At 45.6% G+C, this 16237-nt stretch carries 21 protein-coding genes; all 21 read right to left on the reverse strand.

The window, feature by feature from the left end; translation table 11 throughout:
- Positions 1–123 precede the first annotated feature (123 nt).
- Positions 124–873, reverse strand: a complete 750-nt coding sequence (locus Q0413_RS07535; RefSeq protein WP_298988377.1) for an ATP-binding protein — start codon at positions 871–873, stop codon at positions 124–126.
- Complete coding sequence (locus Q0413_RS07540) at positions 870–1568, reverse strand: 5'-methylthioadenosine/adenosylhomocysteine nucleosidase (RefSeq protein ID WP_298988379.1); 699 nt, start codon at positions 1566–1568, stop codon at positions 870–872. Before Q0413_RS07540 ends, Q0413_RS07535 begins: the two co-directional genes overlap by 4 nt.
- Positions 1565–2509 carry an ACP S-malonyltransferase gene (fabD, locus tag Q0413_RS07545; RefSeq protein WP_298988381.1) on the reverse strand — a complete coding sequence of 315 codons (945 nt, stop codon included), beginning with the start codon at positions 2507–2509 and terminating at the stop codon, positions 1565–1567. Before fabD ends, Q0413_RS07540 begins: the two co-directional genes overlap by 4 nt.
- A gap of 8 nt (positions 2510–2517) precedes the next feature.
- Positions 2518–3126: a peptidylprolyl isomerase gene (locus Q0413_RS07550; protein WP_298988383.1), complete on the reverse strand. Its 609-nt coding sequence runs from the start codon at positions 3124–3126 to the stop codon at positions 2518–2520.
- A gap of 50 nt (positions 3127–3176) precedes the next feature.
- Positions 3177–3995 carry a tetratricopeptide repeat protein gene (locus Q0413_RS07555; protein ID WP_298988384.1) on the reverse strand — a complete coding sequence of 273 codons (819 nt, stop codon included), beginning with the start codon at positions 3993–3995 and terminating at the stop codon, positions 3177–3179.
- A gap of 1 nt (position 3996) precedes the next feature.
- A complete protein-coding gene (locus tag Q0413_RS07560) occupies positions 3997–4470 on the reverse strand; it encodes an OmpA family protein (protein WP_291938293.1) in 474 nt (157 codons plus the stop codon).
- A 55-nt stretch (positions 4471–4525) separates the two neighbouring features.
- A complete protein-coding gene (gene tolB, locus Q0413_RS07565; protein ID WP_298988385.1) occupies positions 4526–5773 on the reverse strand; it encodes a Tol-Pal system protein TolB in 1248 nt (415 codons plus the stop codon).
- Positions 5770–6183 (reverse strand): hypothetical protein, encoded by a 414-nt coding sequence (locus tag Q0413_RS07570; protein ID WP_298988387.1) that lies wholly within the window; start codon positions 6181–6183, stop codon positions 5770–5772. Before Q0413_RS07570 ends, tolB begins: the two co-directional genes overlap by 4 nt.
- Before the next feature lie 19 nt (positions 6184–6202).
- Complete coding sequence (locus Q0413_RS07575; RefSeq protein ID WP_298988388.1) at positions 6203–7168, reverse strand: TonB C-terminal domain-containing protein; 966 nt, start codon at positions 7166–7168, stop codon at positions 6203–6205.
- Positions 7161–7559: a biopolymer transporter ExbD gene (locus Q0413_RS07580; RefSeq protein WP_005869629.1), complete on the reverse strand. Its 399-nt coding sequence runs from the start codon at positions 7557–7559 to the stop codon at positions 7161–7163. The genes Q0413_RS07575 and Q0413_RS07580 overlap by 8 nt, the downstream gene beginning before the upstream one ends.
- Positions 7559–8134 carry a MotA/TolQ/ExbB proton channel family protein gene (locus Q0413_RS07585; protein ID WP_177389416.1) on the reverse strand — a complete coding sequence of 192 codons (576 nt, stop codon included), beginning with the start codon at positions 8132–8134 and terminating at the stop codon, positions 7559–7561. Before Q0413_RS07585 ends, Q0413_RS07580 begins: the two co-directional genes overlap by 1 nt.
- 2 nt (positions 8135–8136) lie before the next feature.
- Positions 8137–8541, reverse strand: a complete 405-nt coding sequence (gene atpC, locus Q0413_RS07590; RefSeq protein WP_291938303.1) for an ATP synthase F1 subunit epsilon — start codon at positions 8539–8541, stop codon at positions 8137–8139.
- A 10-nt stretch (positions 8542–8551) separates the two neighbouring features.
- The gene (gene atpD, locus Q0413_RS07595; RefSeq protein ID WP_295151010.1) at positions 8552–9949 is read right to left on the reverse strand and encodes a F0F1 ATP synthase subunit beta; all 1398 of its coding nucleotides are present in this window, start codon (positions 9947–9949) and stop codon (positions 8552–8554) included.
- 11 nt (positions 9950–9960) lie between these two features.
- On the reverse strand, positions 9961–10869 hold the full coding sequence (atpG, locus tag Q0413_RS07600; RefSeq protein ID WP_297943727.1) for an ATP synthase F1 subunit gamma: 909 nt from the start codon (positions 10867–10869) through the stop codon (positions 9961–9963).
- Positions 10870–10881: 12 nt separating this feature from the next.
- Positions 10882–12396, reverse strand: a complete 1515-nt coding sequence (gene atpA / locus Q0413_RS07605; RefSeq protein ID WP_298988391.1) for a F0F1 ATP synthase subunit alpha — start codon at positions 12394–12396, stop codon at positions 10882–10884.
- Between the two features lie 11 nt (positions 12397–12407).
- Entirely contained in the window at positions 12408–12938 is a 531-nt protein-coding gene (locus Q0413_RS07610; protein WP_298988393.1) for a F0F1 ATP synthase subunit delta, read from the reverse strand.
- Positions 12938–13453 carry a F0F1 ATP synthase subunit B gene (locus Q0413_RS07615; RefSeq protein WP_298988395.1) on the reverse strand — a complete coding sequence of 172 codons (516 nt, stop codon included), beginning with the start codon at positions 13451–13453 and terminating at the stop codon, positions 12938–12940. The genes Q0413_RS07610 and Q0413_RS07615 overlap by 1 nt, the downstream gene beginning before the upstream one ends.
- A 10-nt stretch (positions 13454–13463) precedes the next feature.
- Positions 13464–13886, reverse strand: coding sequence for a F0F1 ATP synthase subunit B' (locus tag Q0413_RS07620; RefSeq protein WP_298988396.1), 423 nt, complete (start codon positions 13884–13886; stop codon positions 13464–13466).
- Positions 13887–13960: 74 nt separating this feature from the next.
- Positions 13961–14824, reverse strand: a complete 864-nt coding sequence (locus Q0413_RS07625) for a ParB/RepB/Spo0J family partition protein (RefSeq protein WP_298988397.1) — start codon at positions 14822–14824, stop codon at positions 13961–13963.
- Positions 14812–15603 (reverse strand): AAA family ATPase, encoded by a 792-nt coding sequence (locus tag Q0413_RS07630; protein WP_177389424.1) that lies wholly within the window; start codon positions 15601–15603, stop codon positions 14812–14814. The genes Q0413_RS07625 and Q0413_RS07630 overlap by 13 nt, the downstream gene beginning before the upstream one ends.
- Positions 15600–16235, reverse strand: coding sequence for a biotin--[acetyl-CoA-carboxylase] ligase (locus Q0413_RS07635; RefSeq protein WP_298988398.1), 636 nt, complete (start codon positions 16233–16235; stop codon positions 15600–15602). Before Q0413_RS07635 ends, Q0413_RS07630 begins: the two co-directional genes overlap by 4 nt.
- Between the last annotated feature and the right edge of the window lie 2 nt (positions 16236–16237).

The following is a 16237-nucleotide window of genomic DNA, read 5'->3' on the forward strand; positions in this document are numbered from 1 at the left end:
ATAACTACTCTGCGTGCGTCAGACTCATTCAAGCCAAAAAATCGAACTAGGCGCACGAAGTCTCCGAGCCCACGAAAGCCACACTCGGACTTTTCTAGCCGAGGGATCAAACCGCTTAAAATTTTAAAATTTAGGCTCGAAAAAAGTCTCTTCGTGGATGTTGGCGAAGGCGGCTTGCAGGCTGATAAAAAACCTCGGATGGGCCTTTTCATACTGTGCCAAAAGCTCCTTCGTAGCGGCGCGCGCGGTGGGTTCCTTGCCACCGTATTGTTTCGCGGGGCAAACCTCCTCCTCGCGCATGATCGGAAGCTCGTTATCTCTAGCACAGGCAGCGATTTGACGCTCGCGCGTGAGAATGAACGGACGGATGATCACAAGCCCGTTTTCGGCGACATAGCGCGGAGCGAGGGTACGCAGCGCGCCGTTGAAGGTGAAATTCATAAAAAAGCTCTCCGCGGCGTCGTCGAGGTGGTGGGCGATGGCGATCTTATTAAAGCCGTGTTCGAGCGCGTAGGAGTAGATATATCCGCGCCTCATACGCGAGCAAAAGCTGCAAAACGTGGTGTTTGCGCGGATCTTTTCCTTGCCGAATTCAAAAATTTTAGTATCGATTATCTCGTAGGGGATCTCGTGCTCTTTAAAATGGGCACTTATCTCGCGCAGGTCCTCGCCGATACCGTAGGTGACGGTAACGGCTCGAAACTCCCAATCTAGCGGGCTTACGCTTTGGAAGTGCTTCAGCACGTGCGCCAAGCTCATGCTATCCTTGCCGCCGCTAAGAGCTAGTAAAATTTTATCGCCGCGCTCGAACATCTTGTATTTGGCGTTGGTTTGTCCGACGCGACGAAGTAGTTTTTTGGAGAGGTTTATCATAACCTTTCGATCATTTTTAGGACGAAATTTGCGCTCGTTTGTGCGCTTTTTACCATAAACTCGTCAAAATCGAACTCCGCTTTGTGTCCCGCCTCATCGCTTATCGCGCGCAGTACACAAAACGGCACGCCTAGCGCATCGCACACCTGTGCCACGCTCGCTCCCTCCATCTCGACCGCGCTCGCGTCAAACGTCCGCTCAATCCAGCTCTTGCGCTCCTCATCGCCCACGAACTGATCGCCGCTAGCGATGACGCCCGATTTTAGAGTGATGCCAAGCTGCTCGGCGACGCTTTGCGCGATAGAATTTAGCTTCGCGTCGGTTTGGACTGAAATTTTACTTCCCGGCACGAATCCGTGCGGATGCCCAAACGCCGTGATATCTAGATCGTGCTGCACGAGCGAGGTAGCGTATAAAATTTCGCCGATCTTGATGCCGCGCTTCAAAGCCCCCGCAACGCCCGTAAAAATGAGCGCGCGCGCGCCAAATTTCTCGATCATAACCGTAGCGGTCAGGGCGGAATTTACCTTGCCAATCTTCGAATACGCGATCACGAGATCGTGGCCGTTAAGCTTAGCGGCGTAGAATTTATTATTCGCGTGCTCCACAGCCTCCACGCTCACACCCCGCTCGCGCAGTGCGGATAGCAGCGGCTCGATCTCTTCGGGCATAGCGCCCAGAATCGCTACTTTCATCCGTTTTCCTTTGCAAATTTCAGAAACTCGTCTAAGCTCGCAAGATCCGTGATGCTGAAGGTCGGCTTTTGCGTGATCTTTTTGTTTATACCTTTTAAAACCGCTGCGCCGAACTCGACGAAGCAGTCCGCCTCGCCCTCGTAATTTTTGATGCTTTGCTTGTAAAGTACGGGGCTGATAAGCTGGGCTTTAAGCAGCTCTAGCGCTTCGGATTTTGTCCTGTATACTCGCGCCGTGGCGTTAGCGATGACGGGGGCAAAGCTCTCTTTTAGCGCGGGGCGTAAAAATTCCAAAAGCTCGTCGCTGGCGCTTTGTAGCATCGGGCAGTGGCTCGCGACGCTCATATTCAGTAGCATCGCGCGCTTTGCGCCCGCGGCTTTAAACTCGCCCTCGAGTGCCGCGAGATCATCTTTTTTGCCCGCGACTACAATCTGTCCGTCGCAGTTATAATTCGCCGCCCAAACCTGCCTACCGGCGCTCGCCGCATCCGCGCAAATTTTTTCGACCGCCTCGTCGGCAAGAGCCAAGATCACCATCATTCCGGCGCCTTTGCCCTCGCAGGCGCTCTGCATAAGCCTGCCGCGAATATTTACTAGCTTTAACATCTGCTTCGGCTCCATGCCTCCCGCAGCACTTAGCGCGCTAAACTCGCCCAGTGAGTGTCCGAGCAAAAACTGCGGAGCGATGTTAAGCCTTTCTTGATCCGCTCTTTCTTGCAGCGCCGCAAGCGCCATCATAGAATTTAATGCAATCGCGGGTTGCGTAAATTCCGAAACGTCGAGCTTGTCGCCGGGCTCAAACAGTAAATTTTTAAAATCGATGCCGGTAAATTCTGAAGCCTCATCCAAAAGCGCGCGTGCAGATGCGGAGTTTTCGTAAAACTCCCTGCCCATGCCTACCCTTTGGCTGCCCTGTCCGGGGAAGATAAAAGCAAATTTCATAAAAAATCCTAATGTTCGTGGTGGTGCCCGCCGCAGCACTCGTGATCTTTTCCGTGATCGTGACCCCCGCAGCATTCATGGCTGTCTGCATGCCCATGACCTCCGCAACACTCGTGCCCCTCGTGGTGATGGTTGTGTCCGCAGCCGCAGCTGTGCGCGCCCTCCGGCTGTCCGGTAAGAATTTCGTCCGCCGTCGCTTCGCGGTTCTCGACGATCTTTATATTAAATTCCAGCTCCTTGCCCGCAAACGGGTGATTAAAGTCGATAGTGACGTCCTGCTCGCCGATAGCTTTGACGCTCACGCGGGTAGTCGCGCCGTCCTCCGCCTGACCAAAAAGCTCCATACCAACGACCAGGTCGATGCCCGCAAACTGCTCTTTAGGTAGGATCTGCACGGCGTCCTGCTTATACTCGCCGACTCCGTCGCTCGGGTTTATGCGAACCGTTTTACTCTCGCCCGCTTGCAGATTTAAAATTTCATCTTCCAGCTTTTGGATGATTTGATCCTTGCCACTAAGAAAGGCGATCGGGTCGGAGTTTAAATTTGACTCTAAAATTTCACCGGTTTTGCCGTCTTTTAGCTCATAATGCATCTTTATAACTCGGTTGTTAGCCATAGTTTTCTCCTATTTAAAATTTTATTTTTGATTTTATATTTAAATTTAGGTTATCTAGTGGGCGCGGCTTTAGCTTCTTTGGAATCTGGGTATGAAGCCTTTAGCGCTTTGTAGAATTTATCTGCGCTGTCTTTATCACCGATCTTATCGAAACTGATCGCGGTGTGATAAAGAAGTTTTGGGGTATAGTCTTGGCTCTCGTTGTGTGAGATGCTCTTTTTATAATAGTTTATCGCTTCTGCGTATGAGCCGGAAAAATATGAAATTTCGCCCAGCATATAGTTTGCCTTCGCCGGCTTGTAATTTTTAGATACTAAATAATTGTAGCGCTCTTTTGCGCCGGAATAGTCTTTTTTGGCATATAAAGTGTCGGCCTCTTTCAACACCGAAGCCTGATCTTTTGATTTAAAATCAGAATCTGATTTTGTACTAGCAGGAACTGAAGCAGTGCCTGCATCTAATTCAGCGTTTTTTTTTACGCTGCCGCCGCTACCTAATTTTTTATTGATTTCAGCAATTTGGGCTTTTATAGTTGCGATATCTCGTTTCATCTGATCTAGCTCGCTGTTGCCTTGGCTTTTGCCCGTAGCGCGAATTTCTAGATCCGCTACCCTGTTTTCCAGGTTCGAAATTTTAGAATTTGTTCCTTCAAGGACGCTTCGCAAACCTTCGACGCTCTCGCGTGTATTATCTACACTAGTTTGCATCTCGCTTATACGCTTGCGGTTATCGCGCAATACTTGTTCATTTTCAGTTAGCCCGTAAGAGCTGCCCGAATCAATATTGCCAGCATCAAATGCGGAAGTTTCTGCATTTAAAAAAGTGGCAGCTCCCAAAAGAGCCGCCACCGTGAAATTTTTAAATTTCAAATTAGAATCCAACTTTGAATTCGTCGCGTCTATTTTGAGCGTCGCACTCTTTAGAATGCTCTGTGCAAGCCATATTGCTCTCGCCGTAGCTTACTACGGAAATTCTGCTCTCATTTACGCCTTGAGCAACCAATGCGTCTTTAGCTGCAGTAGCTCTCTTTAGACCAAGGGCATAGTTGTACTCATCAGAACCCCACTCATCGCAGTTACCCTCAACTTTAACGGTTAGAGACTCTGCGCCTGCTTGGTTGAATAAAGCTGCGTTATTATTGATTGTGCCTTGTTGATCGGCTCTAATATTAAATTTATCAAAGTCGAAATAAACAGTACCAACTTCACTTTGGATCTGAGATGCCAAAGCAGCTAGTCTATCTGCATTACTTGTGCTTGTAGTATCGGCCTCTGGGGTCTTTTTAGAACAACCGCTCAATAATAGAGCAGCAACTGCTATCGAAGATAAAACTAAATGTTTCATTTTCTATCCTTTCAAAAAAAATTGAAGTCATTATATCACGAGATTTTTTAATATTTTACCAATCAACCGATTGAATTTTACCCACTCTTAACGGAAATTGGAAACTTTTATTCTCGTTAACTCTGATAATACCTACCGAGCTTCCGCTGCCGTCTTGCTTGATAAACATAATGCTACCGCCATCGCTAGAAAATCTAGGAAACATATTTTTGCCACTAGCCGTTAACTGGCGAATCATATCGGTTTGGGTAGAGATTAAATATATATTAAATCCGCCCCCGCCGTCGCGACTAGAGTAAGTAACATAATTGCCATTTGTGCTGATGGAGTTATTATTTTTGCCGTGATAGACGAGCTGCTGAACGTTGCCGCCGTTTATGCTAGTGGCAAATACGTTTGGATAACCCAGGCGGTCGCTAACAAAAGCTATGCGCGAATCGCCGTCGATAAAATTTCCATTTACATCAATGCCAGCGTAATCAGTAATTTGCTTAGCGCTGCCCGAGGCTATATCATATAAATAAATATCGGGTTGATCTTTAGGCGCATTGGTGATTAGAAGCTTTCTGCCGTCGGCGCTTACATCTGAAGCTATCGTCATGCCATGACCGGTAAAAATTTTACTCTTGCTACCGTTGGATAGATTAAATTTATAGATAGCGGGCGTATTTTTATTGACGTAATAGGTGTAATAAAATTCGTTCTGCGCTGCACTAGCCCATTTAGGGAAGATATTTAATCCACCGCGAAGCACAACCTGCTGGTAAGTAAGCGTATAGTCAGCCACCATGATCTCGCTCTCACGCGTCGAAGTGTAGCGAGAGAGCAAAATCATCTCCTTCATCCAATCGACGTTTGAGTACCCTAGCTGCTTGACGATCTCAGATACCGCCATATGTGCCAAAAACGGATATTTTTCGGCATTTGAAAGCGTAAAGCTCTTCTCGTACATCACCCTGCCGCTGTTTGCCTCAAGCACTTTGGCTTTTAGACTCATCGGCGAGCTTTTATCACTTACCGCGTAGCGCACGATCAGAGCGGCACCGCTAGAGCCTAGATTATCGGAAGCACCCGCATCATAGCTGCTTTGTAGATACTCGTCGCTGACCTCGAAAGTCGCGCCGACCTTTAGATCGCCCACCATAAGTTTAAAGAATTTGTTGCCAAATTCTGAATTTGCAAGGTTCGATGCATCTTGAACGACGATTTTAGGTAGATTTACCCCTTCGTTTACGATAGACATAGTCGCATCTGCCGCGAAAATGCTACTACAAAATGCAAGAATCAAAAGTAGTTTCTTCATCTTTTCTCCTTAATTTGATCTGATTTAACATTATATTTTAAAAAAATCGCAAATTTACGAGGCTTGTTGTCTGGCGCTTTTACAAAGCGTTGTTTCGAAAGCCTCATCAAAAAGTTCTTAAGTTTTTTGAGGAATATTTCATCCCCCTCCAAATAATCTGTGCTATAATCAATAACTTCCCCATCAGCACTTAAGCTTACGTTGAGTAGCACGCTGCCTTCAGCAGGAGTCATTTTTTGCGCCCACCACAAATAACCCAGCTGCTTTTTAACATCATTATAATAAATTTTAATTTTATAGGAATTTTGAATTTCAGTGTTTAAATTTGAAGAGGTAGAATTTTTAGCAGAATCCACATCTTCTGCAAAAAGCATACAGCAAAACGCAAAAATACAAAAAAGTCTCTTCACTTTTTTTCCTTACAGAATTCTAATTTGTCTTCATCACGTCGGACATCCTAGTATCTATCTCGTGCGATGCTCCGTCGGGAGACTTCGGGAAAGTCTGAGTAGATAGATTATCCAAAAAATCTCGCAACTTCTGATTAAATTCCGTCTCTCGCCCCAGCTCTATAATAGTATAATCCGCCACTCGCCCATCTGCGCCAAAGACTATCTTAATCCTTGCGTCGTCCTTCGCGGTCGCCACATATCTGCTCCATAGAACTTGAAGCTTCTTCTCGATAGCGCCGTAATAAGCGTTATACTCACCCGTCCTTTGCGTCCTGCCGCCAAGCTTATCGGATTTGACGACAGCATTTTTAGATGCCGCTTTATCCTTAGCACTAGAGGTGGCGGTTTCTTTATCGGACTTTTTGTTACTCTGAACGGCGTCGCTAGCTTTAGCACTTTCCTCAAGCTTCTTATTGTCCTTCGTCGTATCCGAAAAAAGATCGCTCAAGCTCGGTTTTTCCTCTTTTTTCGGCTCCGACTTAGTTTCCTCTTTTTTCTCTACTACTTTTTCGGAAGGTTTATCTTCCAACTTAGGCTCGGGTTTGGGCTCAGCTTTAGGCTCGTCCTTTTTAGGTTCCGGCTTCGGCTCTTCCTTTGGCTTTTCGGGCTCTTTCGGCTTTGCCTGCACCGGAGGTGGCGGAACTACTTGCGCCGTAGTCTTAATTTTATCCTCCGGCACGTCCTTAATATTCTTATTTTCAAACTCGCCCTGCTTCGTTTCTTTAGCGATTTCAGGTGCGGACGGAAGTTTATCATCTATTTCGAAATCAAAAGTAACATCCATATAATCGTTGGGATTGTCGGTATATTTTTTAAATTTTTCCTGCGGCTTTGAAATTTGATATAAAAGAACGAAAATCACCAGCAGATAGGCAAAAAGGGCGATTAAAAACGATTTAAAATTATCGTATTTAACCCCCGTAAAATTTGAATAATTAGCCATTTGTTTGAAGTGCGACTTTTGTAAAACCCGCCTGCTTTAGGCTCTTTAAAACAAACATTACATCGTCGTAAACGAGTCTCTTATCGGCTTGGATATAGACGGGTTTTTCCAAGCTATACTTGCCGGTGCCTTTAAGCAGCACGAGATTATCCGGGAATTCAGCTAGGCTCATCGAGCTTTTGTCGATATAAACCTTGCGATCTTCGCCGATACGCACAAGCAAGAATTCCGCGGTATTTTCCGAAACCTGTGCTTTTGAGCCACTAGGCAGTTCGATCTTTTCATCGTAGATAATCGCCGTTTGCGCGACCATTAAAATCGCTAGCAAAACAAGCATAATATCGACGAGCGGAGTGATATTTAACTCTGGATTTTCGTCGAAATTATACATTAAATAGCTTTTCCAGTGTTTGCTTTAAATAGCAAAATATCTGCCGTACGATTTATGATACTCATAACTTCGTATGCTTTGCGTTTTATAAGTAAGCTAAAGGTGTATGCGGGGATCGCTACAAAAATTCCACATCCTGTGGCAACCAGCGCCTCGCTGATCGCAGGAGCGATGGTGTCGATGCCGGAATTTCCGCCGCCAAGCTTGGAAAATGTGTGAAGTATACTAACAACCGTACCAAATAGCCCGATAAATGGCGAAGTGGAGGCAACGATAGATAGCCAGGTAAGCCCGCTAGTGGAGTCGCGTTCGGCTTTACCTTTATAAATTTCCAAGGCTTCTTTTGAAATTTTATCGGTATTTACTTTTTGAAAAATAGAGCCCGAAAGCGAAATCCTACCGCCCATCAGCAAGGATTCGAGTGCCTTTGCTTCGCGGTGTTGCCACGCACTAAGCCCTACAAATCTAGAGATCAAAATCGTAAAAGTGACGATAAAATAGATGGATAACCAAGAAAGCACAAATATCGTAATAAACGTGCTTCTCGTAAAATAACTTAAAATTAGATCTAGCATATTTAACTTTGCCTTGCGAATTCGTCGACTCTAGCCATGATTGCTGCGGAATTTGCCGCATCGGAGCTAATGGACGCAAGCATATCTTTGGCGCGCTGCAAAGACTTTGCTACGGCGCTTTCGCTATCGCCTCCGATAGCTACGGCTTGAGTGGCTAGGATAGTAGTTTTTTCTTCTGTAACTTCCAAAAATCCATCGTTTACCAAAACAAGCTGCTTTTTGCCATCTTTATCTACGATCTCGACGACGCCACCTTCGCTTTTGTCTTTAAGTCCCGTTAGCAAGCTCGCATGCCCCGGCAAAATACCCATTTCGCCAGTAATGCCAGGAAGCTGGACGGATTTGACCTCACCCGAAAAGACCATCCCTTCGGGCGTAACGATATCTAAAAGCAAAAATTCTTTCATCTTAAAATTCCTATGCTTTCATCTTTTCAGCTTTTGCTACTACCTCGTCGATATTTCCCACCATATAAAAGGCATTCTCCGGCAAATCGTCGTATTTGCCCTCTAAAATTCCCTTAAAGCCAGCGATAGTTTCCTCTAGCGAGATATATTTGCCCGGACTTCCGGTAAATACCTCGGCTACGAAAAACGGCTGAGATAGATAGCGCTCGATCTTTCTAGCGCGCTCGACTACGAGCTTATCCTCTTCGCTAAGCTCGTCCATACCTAAAATCGCGATAATGTCTTGCAAGTCTTTGTATTTTTGAAGCACTGCCTGGACGCCGCGAGCGACCTTGTAATGCTCCTCGCCGATGATTTGTGGATCGAGCATTCTTGAAGTCGAATCAAGCGGATCGACGGCAGGATAAATTCCTTTTTCAGCAATCGCTCTGTTTAAAACGGTCGTCGCATCAAGGTGCGCGAAAACGGTCGCAGGAGCCGGGTCGGTAAGGTCGTCCGCAGGCACGTAAACGGCCTGAACAGAGGTGATGGAGCCCTTCTTGGTCGAAGTGATGCGCTCTTGTAATTTACCCATTTCGCTAGCAAGCGTAGGCTGATAGCCAACCGCGGACGGAATTCGTCCTAAAAGCGCGGACATCTCCGAACCCGACTGCGAGAAACGGAATATATTATCGATAAACATCAAAACGTCAAGTCCTAGCTCGTCGCGGAAATACTCGGCCATCGTAAGACCGGTTAGCGCGATGCGATTTCTCGCCCCCGGCGGCTCGTTCATCTGTCCGTAGGTCAAGGCGACTTTATCCAAAACGCCCGATTCTTTCATCTCGTTATAAAGGTCGTTTCCCTCTCTCGTTCGCTCGCCGACGCCCGCAAATACGGAGTAACCGCTGTGTTTGAAAGCGACGTTGTGGATTAGCTCCATGATGATGACGGTCTTGCCGACGCCAGCACCGCCGAATAGGCCTACCTTACCGCCCTTTGCGTAAGGGGCGAGCAGATCGACCACCTTAATGCCAGTTTCAAAAATTTCACTCTTCGTGCTTTGATTTTCAAAGCTAGGCGGATCTCTGTGAATGGACCAGCGAGTTTCAAATTTTTCATCCTCGCCTTCGTCGATCAGATCGCCCGTGACGTTAAAAATTCTACCCAAAACCTTCTCGCCCACAGGCACCGTAATAGGCGCACCCAGAGCCGTAGCCTCAAGCCCTCGCCTAAGTCCATCGCTCATATCCATAGCGATCGTGCGGACGCGATTGTCTCCAAGGTGCGCGGCTACCTCTAGGATCAGCCTGCGATGAGCGCCCTCGACGTCAAATTTAACCTCGATAGCTTCATTAATCTTCGGCAAGTAGTCCTTGAAATCGACATCGACCACGGGACCCATTACCTGAGAAATTATTCCTTTCATCCATTTTCCTTTCATTTCATTGATTCGACACCGCTTATGATCTCGATAAGCTCAGTCGTGATAGAGCCTTGTCTGGCTTTGTTGTATGCTAAATTTAACTGCGATACACGTTCCTTGGCGTTGTTTGTCGCATTCTCCATCGCATTCATTCTCGAGCAATGCTCCGCCGCCAAAGAGTCAATAAGCGCGTAATACATGCTGTAGCTAAGATAGCTCTGGATTAAATTTAACATCAATGTTTCTTCATCCTCAGGGCTTTCAACTTCTACTTCCAATGTAGATGTTTTTAAAGCATCCTCGTTAATTGCAGGCTCACCGATCGGCACCAACGTATTTACGCGCATCTCCTGAGAGATCATATTTAAATAGCCGTTGTGGATAAGTATGACTTCGTCGGTTTTGCCTTCGTTAAAATCCTTAACTGCGGCTTGCACGATTTCGTTAGCTTTCTCGGACGATGGAGATGAGCTCACGCCGATATATCGCTCCAAAAGCTCAATGCCTTGAAAATCAAAATACTCTATCCCCTTTTTGCCGACGGCGCGAAGGCGAACCTTGATCTTTTTAGCTTTAAGCTCCTCGATCAAAGCTTTGATCTTTTTGATGGTGTTGATATTAAAACCGCCGCAAAGCCCTTTATCTGCGGTGATAAACAGCAAATCAACCACCTTTACCTCTCGAGTGGTATCAAAAATTCTAAGTTTTTCGTCGTTGCCTGAATTATTGCCTACGTAATTTTTAACGCGCGCAGAAATTTCACCCAAGACCTCGTTAATCTTCACCGCATAAGCTCGCGAGCGCATCGCCGCTTCTTTTGTGTTTTTAAGCTTGACGTTGGAGACCAGCTTCATAGCTTTGGTAGTCTTCTCCGTATTTCTGACGCTCTTGATCTGTAGCTTTATATCCTTTAAATTTGCCATAATTTAGCCTTTTTAAGCGGTAAAGGTCGCTTTAAAGTCATTTAGAGCCTTGATTAAATTTTCTTCCAAATCCTTCTCGATGGTCTTTTTACTTCTGATCTCTTCAAAAATTTCAGGATATTTTGCCTCGATATACGGATAGAGCTCAGCTTCAAATTTACCAATTGAGCTCGTAGGCACGTCGTCTAAAAATCCGCGGCTTCCCGCAAAGATGATGACCACTTGATTTTCGACCGGAAGCGGCGAATAAGGAGGTTGCTTTAAAATTTCGACCATTCTTTGTCCGCGATCCAGCTGCTTACGGCTGCTCTCGTCCAAATCGCTCGCAAACTGCGCAAACGCCTGAAGCTCACGGTATTGAGCGAGATCTAGGCGCAAGGTTCCTGAGACCTTTTTGATCGCTTTAATCTGCGCGGAACCGCCGACGCGGCTAACCGAAAGACCCACGTTGATCGCAGGACGAATTCCCGAGTTAAACAGACCCGACTCCAAGAAAATTTGACCGTCAGTGATAGAGATGACGTTTGTAGGGATATATGCCGAAACGTCGCCTGCCTGCGTCTCGATAATAGGAAGCGCCGTTAGGCTGCCTGCACCGAGTGCGTCGCTTAGCTTACTAGCACGCTCAAGCAAACGGGAGTGTAGATAAAATACGTCGCCAGGATACGCCTCACGTCCAGGTGGACGGCGCAAGATAAGCGACATCTCGCGATATGCGACCGCATGCTTGCTAAGATCATCGTAGATGATAAGCGCGTGGCGGGAGTTATCTCTGAAATACTCGCCCATGGTGCAGCCTGAATACGGAGCCAAATACTGAAGCGCGGCTGCCTCGCTAGCACCGGCTGCAACTACGATCGTATAATCCATAGCGCCGTATTCTTCAAGCTTTTTAACGACTTGTGCGACGGTAGATTGCTTCTGTCCGATCGCTACGTATATGCAGATGACATCCTGACCCTTTTGATTGATGATGGTATCAACAGCAACGGTAGTTTTTCCCGTTTGGCGGTCGCCGATGATGAGCTCGCGCTGTCCGCGACCAATCGGCACTAGCGCGTCGATCGCCTTAAGGCCGGTTTGAAGCGGCTCGTGGACGGACTTACGAGCCATGATGCCTTTAGCCTTTTCTTCGACAAATCTAGTATCGCTAGTCTCTATCGCGCCTTTGCCATCGATCGGTTCGCCTAGAGCGTTTACTACGCGACCGATTAATGCATCACCTACCGGAACGCGCAAAAGCTTACCCAGTCTTTTAACGCTACTACCTTCGTTAATACCGCTAGTATCGCCTAAAATAACGATGCCGACACTGCCCTCCTCTAAATTTAACGCGATACCACGAGCTCCGTTTTCGAATTCGACCATCTCGTTAGCCATTACGTTTTTTAAGCCGTAAACATTAGCAACGCCGTCTGCGACCGAAACGACCTTGCCGGTTTCTTCGATATCAACGCTAAGATCGAAATTTTCGATTCGCTCTTTGATTATACTGCTGATTTCGTCTGCCTTAATTTTCGCACCCACGCTTTACTCCTTTAAATTGCTTTTAAAATATATTCGCTCATTTTTTGTTTCAATCTATCAACTGAAAAACTAATCTCAAATCCAAGATCCTCGACTTCGATCTTAATACCCTCAAGCTCACTTTTAACGGATTGAAGAGTAATATCTGCATTAAATTTCTTTGAAATTTTAGCCTCTAGCTCTTTTATTTTCGCGGCGTCTATTTCAGTAGCGGAATAAATTTTACCTAAGTATTTATTATCCAGCGCCGCAATATTCTTGCGCAGTTCCTCGACTATCTGTGGAATTAGCGCAATACGCCTATTCTTAGCTAAAAGTTTAATAAAATTTACGATTTTTTCGCTTGGATTTTTTATAAATGACGCGATAAGTTCCACTTTGGATTCCTCTTTTAGCGTCGGAGATTTTACAATATCTTGGAATTTTGGAATTCTAAATGCGCTCGCGACGCTCTCTAACGTCTGTAAAACAGAGCCTAGTTCATCTTTTTTGTAGCTCAGTATCAGGGCGTTTACATATCTTTTTGAGGTGTTATTTATCATCATCCGACCTTTTTCTCTACGATTTTAACCAGTTTGTCTTGACCGAATTTAATGTCATCTGATTCAAAAACGTCATCCAGAATCTCGCCTACGACCTCTTTTTTGATCTTGCGCGCCTCAAAGCTCTTCTGCTCGTCGAAAGATTTTTGCAAATTCGCAATCTCTTGCTCGGTTGCATTTTTTATCTTTTCGGCAGCGAATACGATCTCTTTTTTAGCGGTTTCGATTAAAGCTGCGCCTTGAACCTTGGCATCTTGCAGATCTTTTTTAGCTTGCTCTTTGCGAGCTGCAGACTCTTTTAAAATTTTTTGATTAGCCTCAAGTCTAGATGCGATGCCGTTGATTCTACCTTGATATGCTGCTTTTGCGGGACCTTTTAGAAGATAAAACAAAATTCCGAAAAACAAAATGAAATTTATGCTTCGCCACAGCACATCGTAGTCTTTGACTCCATCGTGCCCACCGCTTGCTAAAACAAACGCCGGAACGATAAATAAAAATAGATATTTTTTCATACTGAAATCCTCATACTTTAGCTACAGCGCTGCTTAGAGCATTTTTAAATTCCGGAATTTTGGCTTGCAAATCATTTTTTAGATTGCGTTTTTGCTCATCCAAACCGCCTAAGAATTGATTGAAATCCTCCTCCATCGCGGCTTTTTTCTCGGCTATTTCTCTGGCGGCAGCCTGCTTCGCACTATCCATCGCCTCTTGCTTTATTTTAACAGCTTGCGACTTCGCAGCATCCATGATTCTTACGATCTCTACTTTATCGGCATCTGCATCCTGTGCATTTTTCATCGCATTTGCCTCATCTTCTTTAATAATAGCCTCTCGCTTTTCCATATGCAAAAGTAGCGGTCTATAAAGCTTGATATTTAAGAAGTAAATCAAAGCTAAAAATACGACAATGGTCGTTATCATGGCGGTCAAACTTACGTCTAGCATCGCACCTCCTCCAGGTTAGTTTTAAACAAAATGCGTATTTTACAATATGAAAAATTAAAATACACTATAAAAAATCATCCGATTTTCTTTAAAAACTCGGAAATTTGTAAAATTTCGCTAAATTCGATCGAAATTTTACGCTCTTTGATGCTTATTTTACCAAATTGATCAAGCTTAGCCTTTAGCTTTAAAAGCTCAGGCTTGAAGCTTTGAAATTCCGCACCAGACTTTTTCTCTTTCGGAACGGTTTTATCTTTGAGCTTTTTGACTAAAGTTTCAGTATCTCTTACGCTTAGACGCTGTCCTAAAATGGTATTTAGAGCTAAAATTTGATCCTCTTTTTCAAGTCCAACCATTATCTTGGCGTGCCCTTGCGAAATTTTATCTGCGCTTATGGCGTCTTGCACTTCGGAGCATAAATTTAAAAGTCTTAGCGTGTTGGTAATCTGTGTGCGGGACTTTTTGATGATGTCGGCTAACTCCTCTTGCGTGATCCTGTATTCGCCGATGAGCTCCTTATAGGACTTAGCAAGCTCGATAGGATTTAGATCCTCGCGCTGGATATTTTCGATGAGGGCAAGCTCTCTTAAATTTTGAGATTTTATGTCCGCGACTACGGCTTTGATTTTACTCTCGCCCAAAAGCTTCGTCGCTCTTAGGCGTCGTTCGCCGGCGATAAGGACGTAAGAATCATCTTTTTGAATAACGATGATAGGCTGGATAAGCCCGTGGCGGGCGATGCTTTCGCTCAGCTGCCTAAGTGCCTCCTCATCGAAGCTCTGCCGCGGTTGATATGGATTTGGCTCGATTTTATCGACATCGATTTCGATAACTAAACTATCTGCATTTCCACTTTCTAGCTCCCTGTTATAGGAGCTTTCTACGTCGTCTAAAATCGCACCGAGCCCACGCCCGAGTGCTCTTTTTACCTTGCCCATTTTTGCTCCATTATGGATTTAGCGAGGTCTTGATAAGCGATGGAGCCAGCAGATTTTATATCGTATAAAACCACCGGCTTGCCAAAACTTGGGCTTTCGGCTAGCTTAATATTGCGCGGGATGATGACTAGATCATCACTCTTGCCGATACGAAAGAGCTTATCATCAAAATACTCGCGTAAATTCGCAACTGTCTCTTTGGCGAGATTGTTTTGCAAACTATACATCGTAGGCAAAAATCCGCGAATTTTTAAATTTTTATTGAGCGTTTGCTTAACGACTTTTACGGTATTTAGGATCAACGCGACGCCTTCAAGCGCGTAGAATTCACACTGAATCGGGATGATGACGCTATCGCTTGCGACCAAGGCATTTACCGTAATGCTACCCAGCGTCGGCGGCGAATCGATGATGATGAAATCGTATCTGTCCTTAACCTCGGAAATTTTATTTTTTAGCATTAGTTTGAAGTCTTTCTCTTCACTTACTTCGCGCTCGATGCCTACAAGTCCGATATTTGACGGCACTAAATCCATAAACTCAAGTTCGGTTTTTTGGATCACTTCGGACATGCTCTTACGCCCCGTTAGGACGTGATAAATGTTAAATTCAAAGTCGCTGCGGTTAAAGCCAAGCCCGGTCGTAGCGTTCGCCTGAGGGTCTACGTCGATCAGTAGGACCCGCTTTTTCTTTATCGCTAGCGACGCAGCAAGATTAACCGCTGTGGTCGTCTTTCCGACGCCGCCTTTTTGATTGGCAATCGTAATTACTTCACTCATCTTAAAGCATAAACCCTTTCTTCATTTATTATGATCGATCCGTCTTCGCAAAGTTTAGCCTGCTCGAGCGAAATTTTTTCGTCGCCTAGATGAACGCTAAATTTTTGCGATTTTTGGAATTGTAACGAAAAATTTCTAAAAATTTGCTTCCACGAGATTTTATTTTCATATAGCGCAAAAAAGCCCTCTATAGCGTCTTTTGCGCTGATTTTTATATCTAAAATTCCCGCATATTCGGGTGCACCGAGTAGGTTCATGCCGATGCCGCAGACGAGGGTATTTTTGATCTTATTCGTCATCGTCCCACCGATTTTGCGCTCGCCCAGATAAAAATCGTTGGGCCATTTAAGCCAAAGCTGCGAACCGAGCGATGCTAGAAGCTCCTGCATGATCATCGCAAAATATATGCTCGCCGACTGCAGCGGCACGTCCGCGGGCAGATCCGTTTGGGCTACGCAAAACGAAAAAGCAAGATCGCCGCTTGCGCTCTGCCAGTCGTTGCCGCGCGAGCCGATACCGGCGCTTTGGCGATTTGCGGCTATCGCAAAAGGCGGCGTTATCCTGCCTTCGCGCACGGCGCCTACTAAAAACTCCTGCGTAGAGGGCATTTGCTCTACAAATTCTATCTGCAAAA

Source organism: uncultured Campylobacter sp., assembly GCF_938045465.1.
Lineage (GTDB): Bacteria > Campylobacterota > Campylobacteria > Campylobacterales > Campylobacteraceae > Campylobacter_B.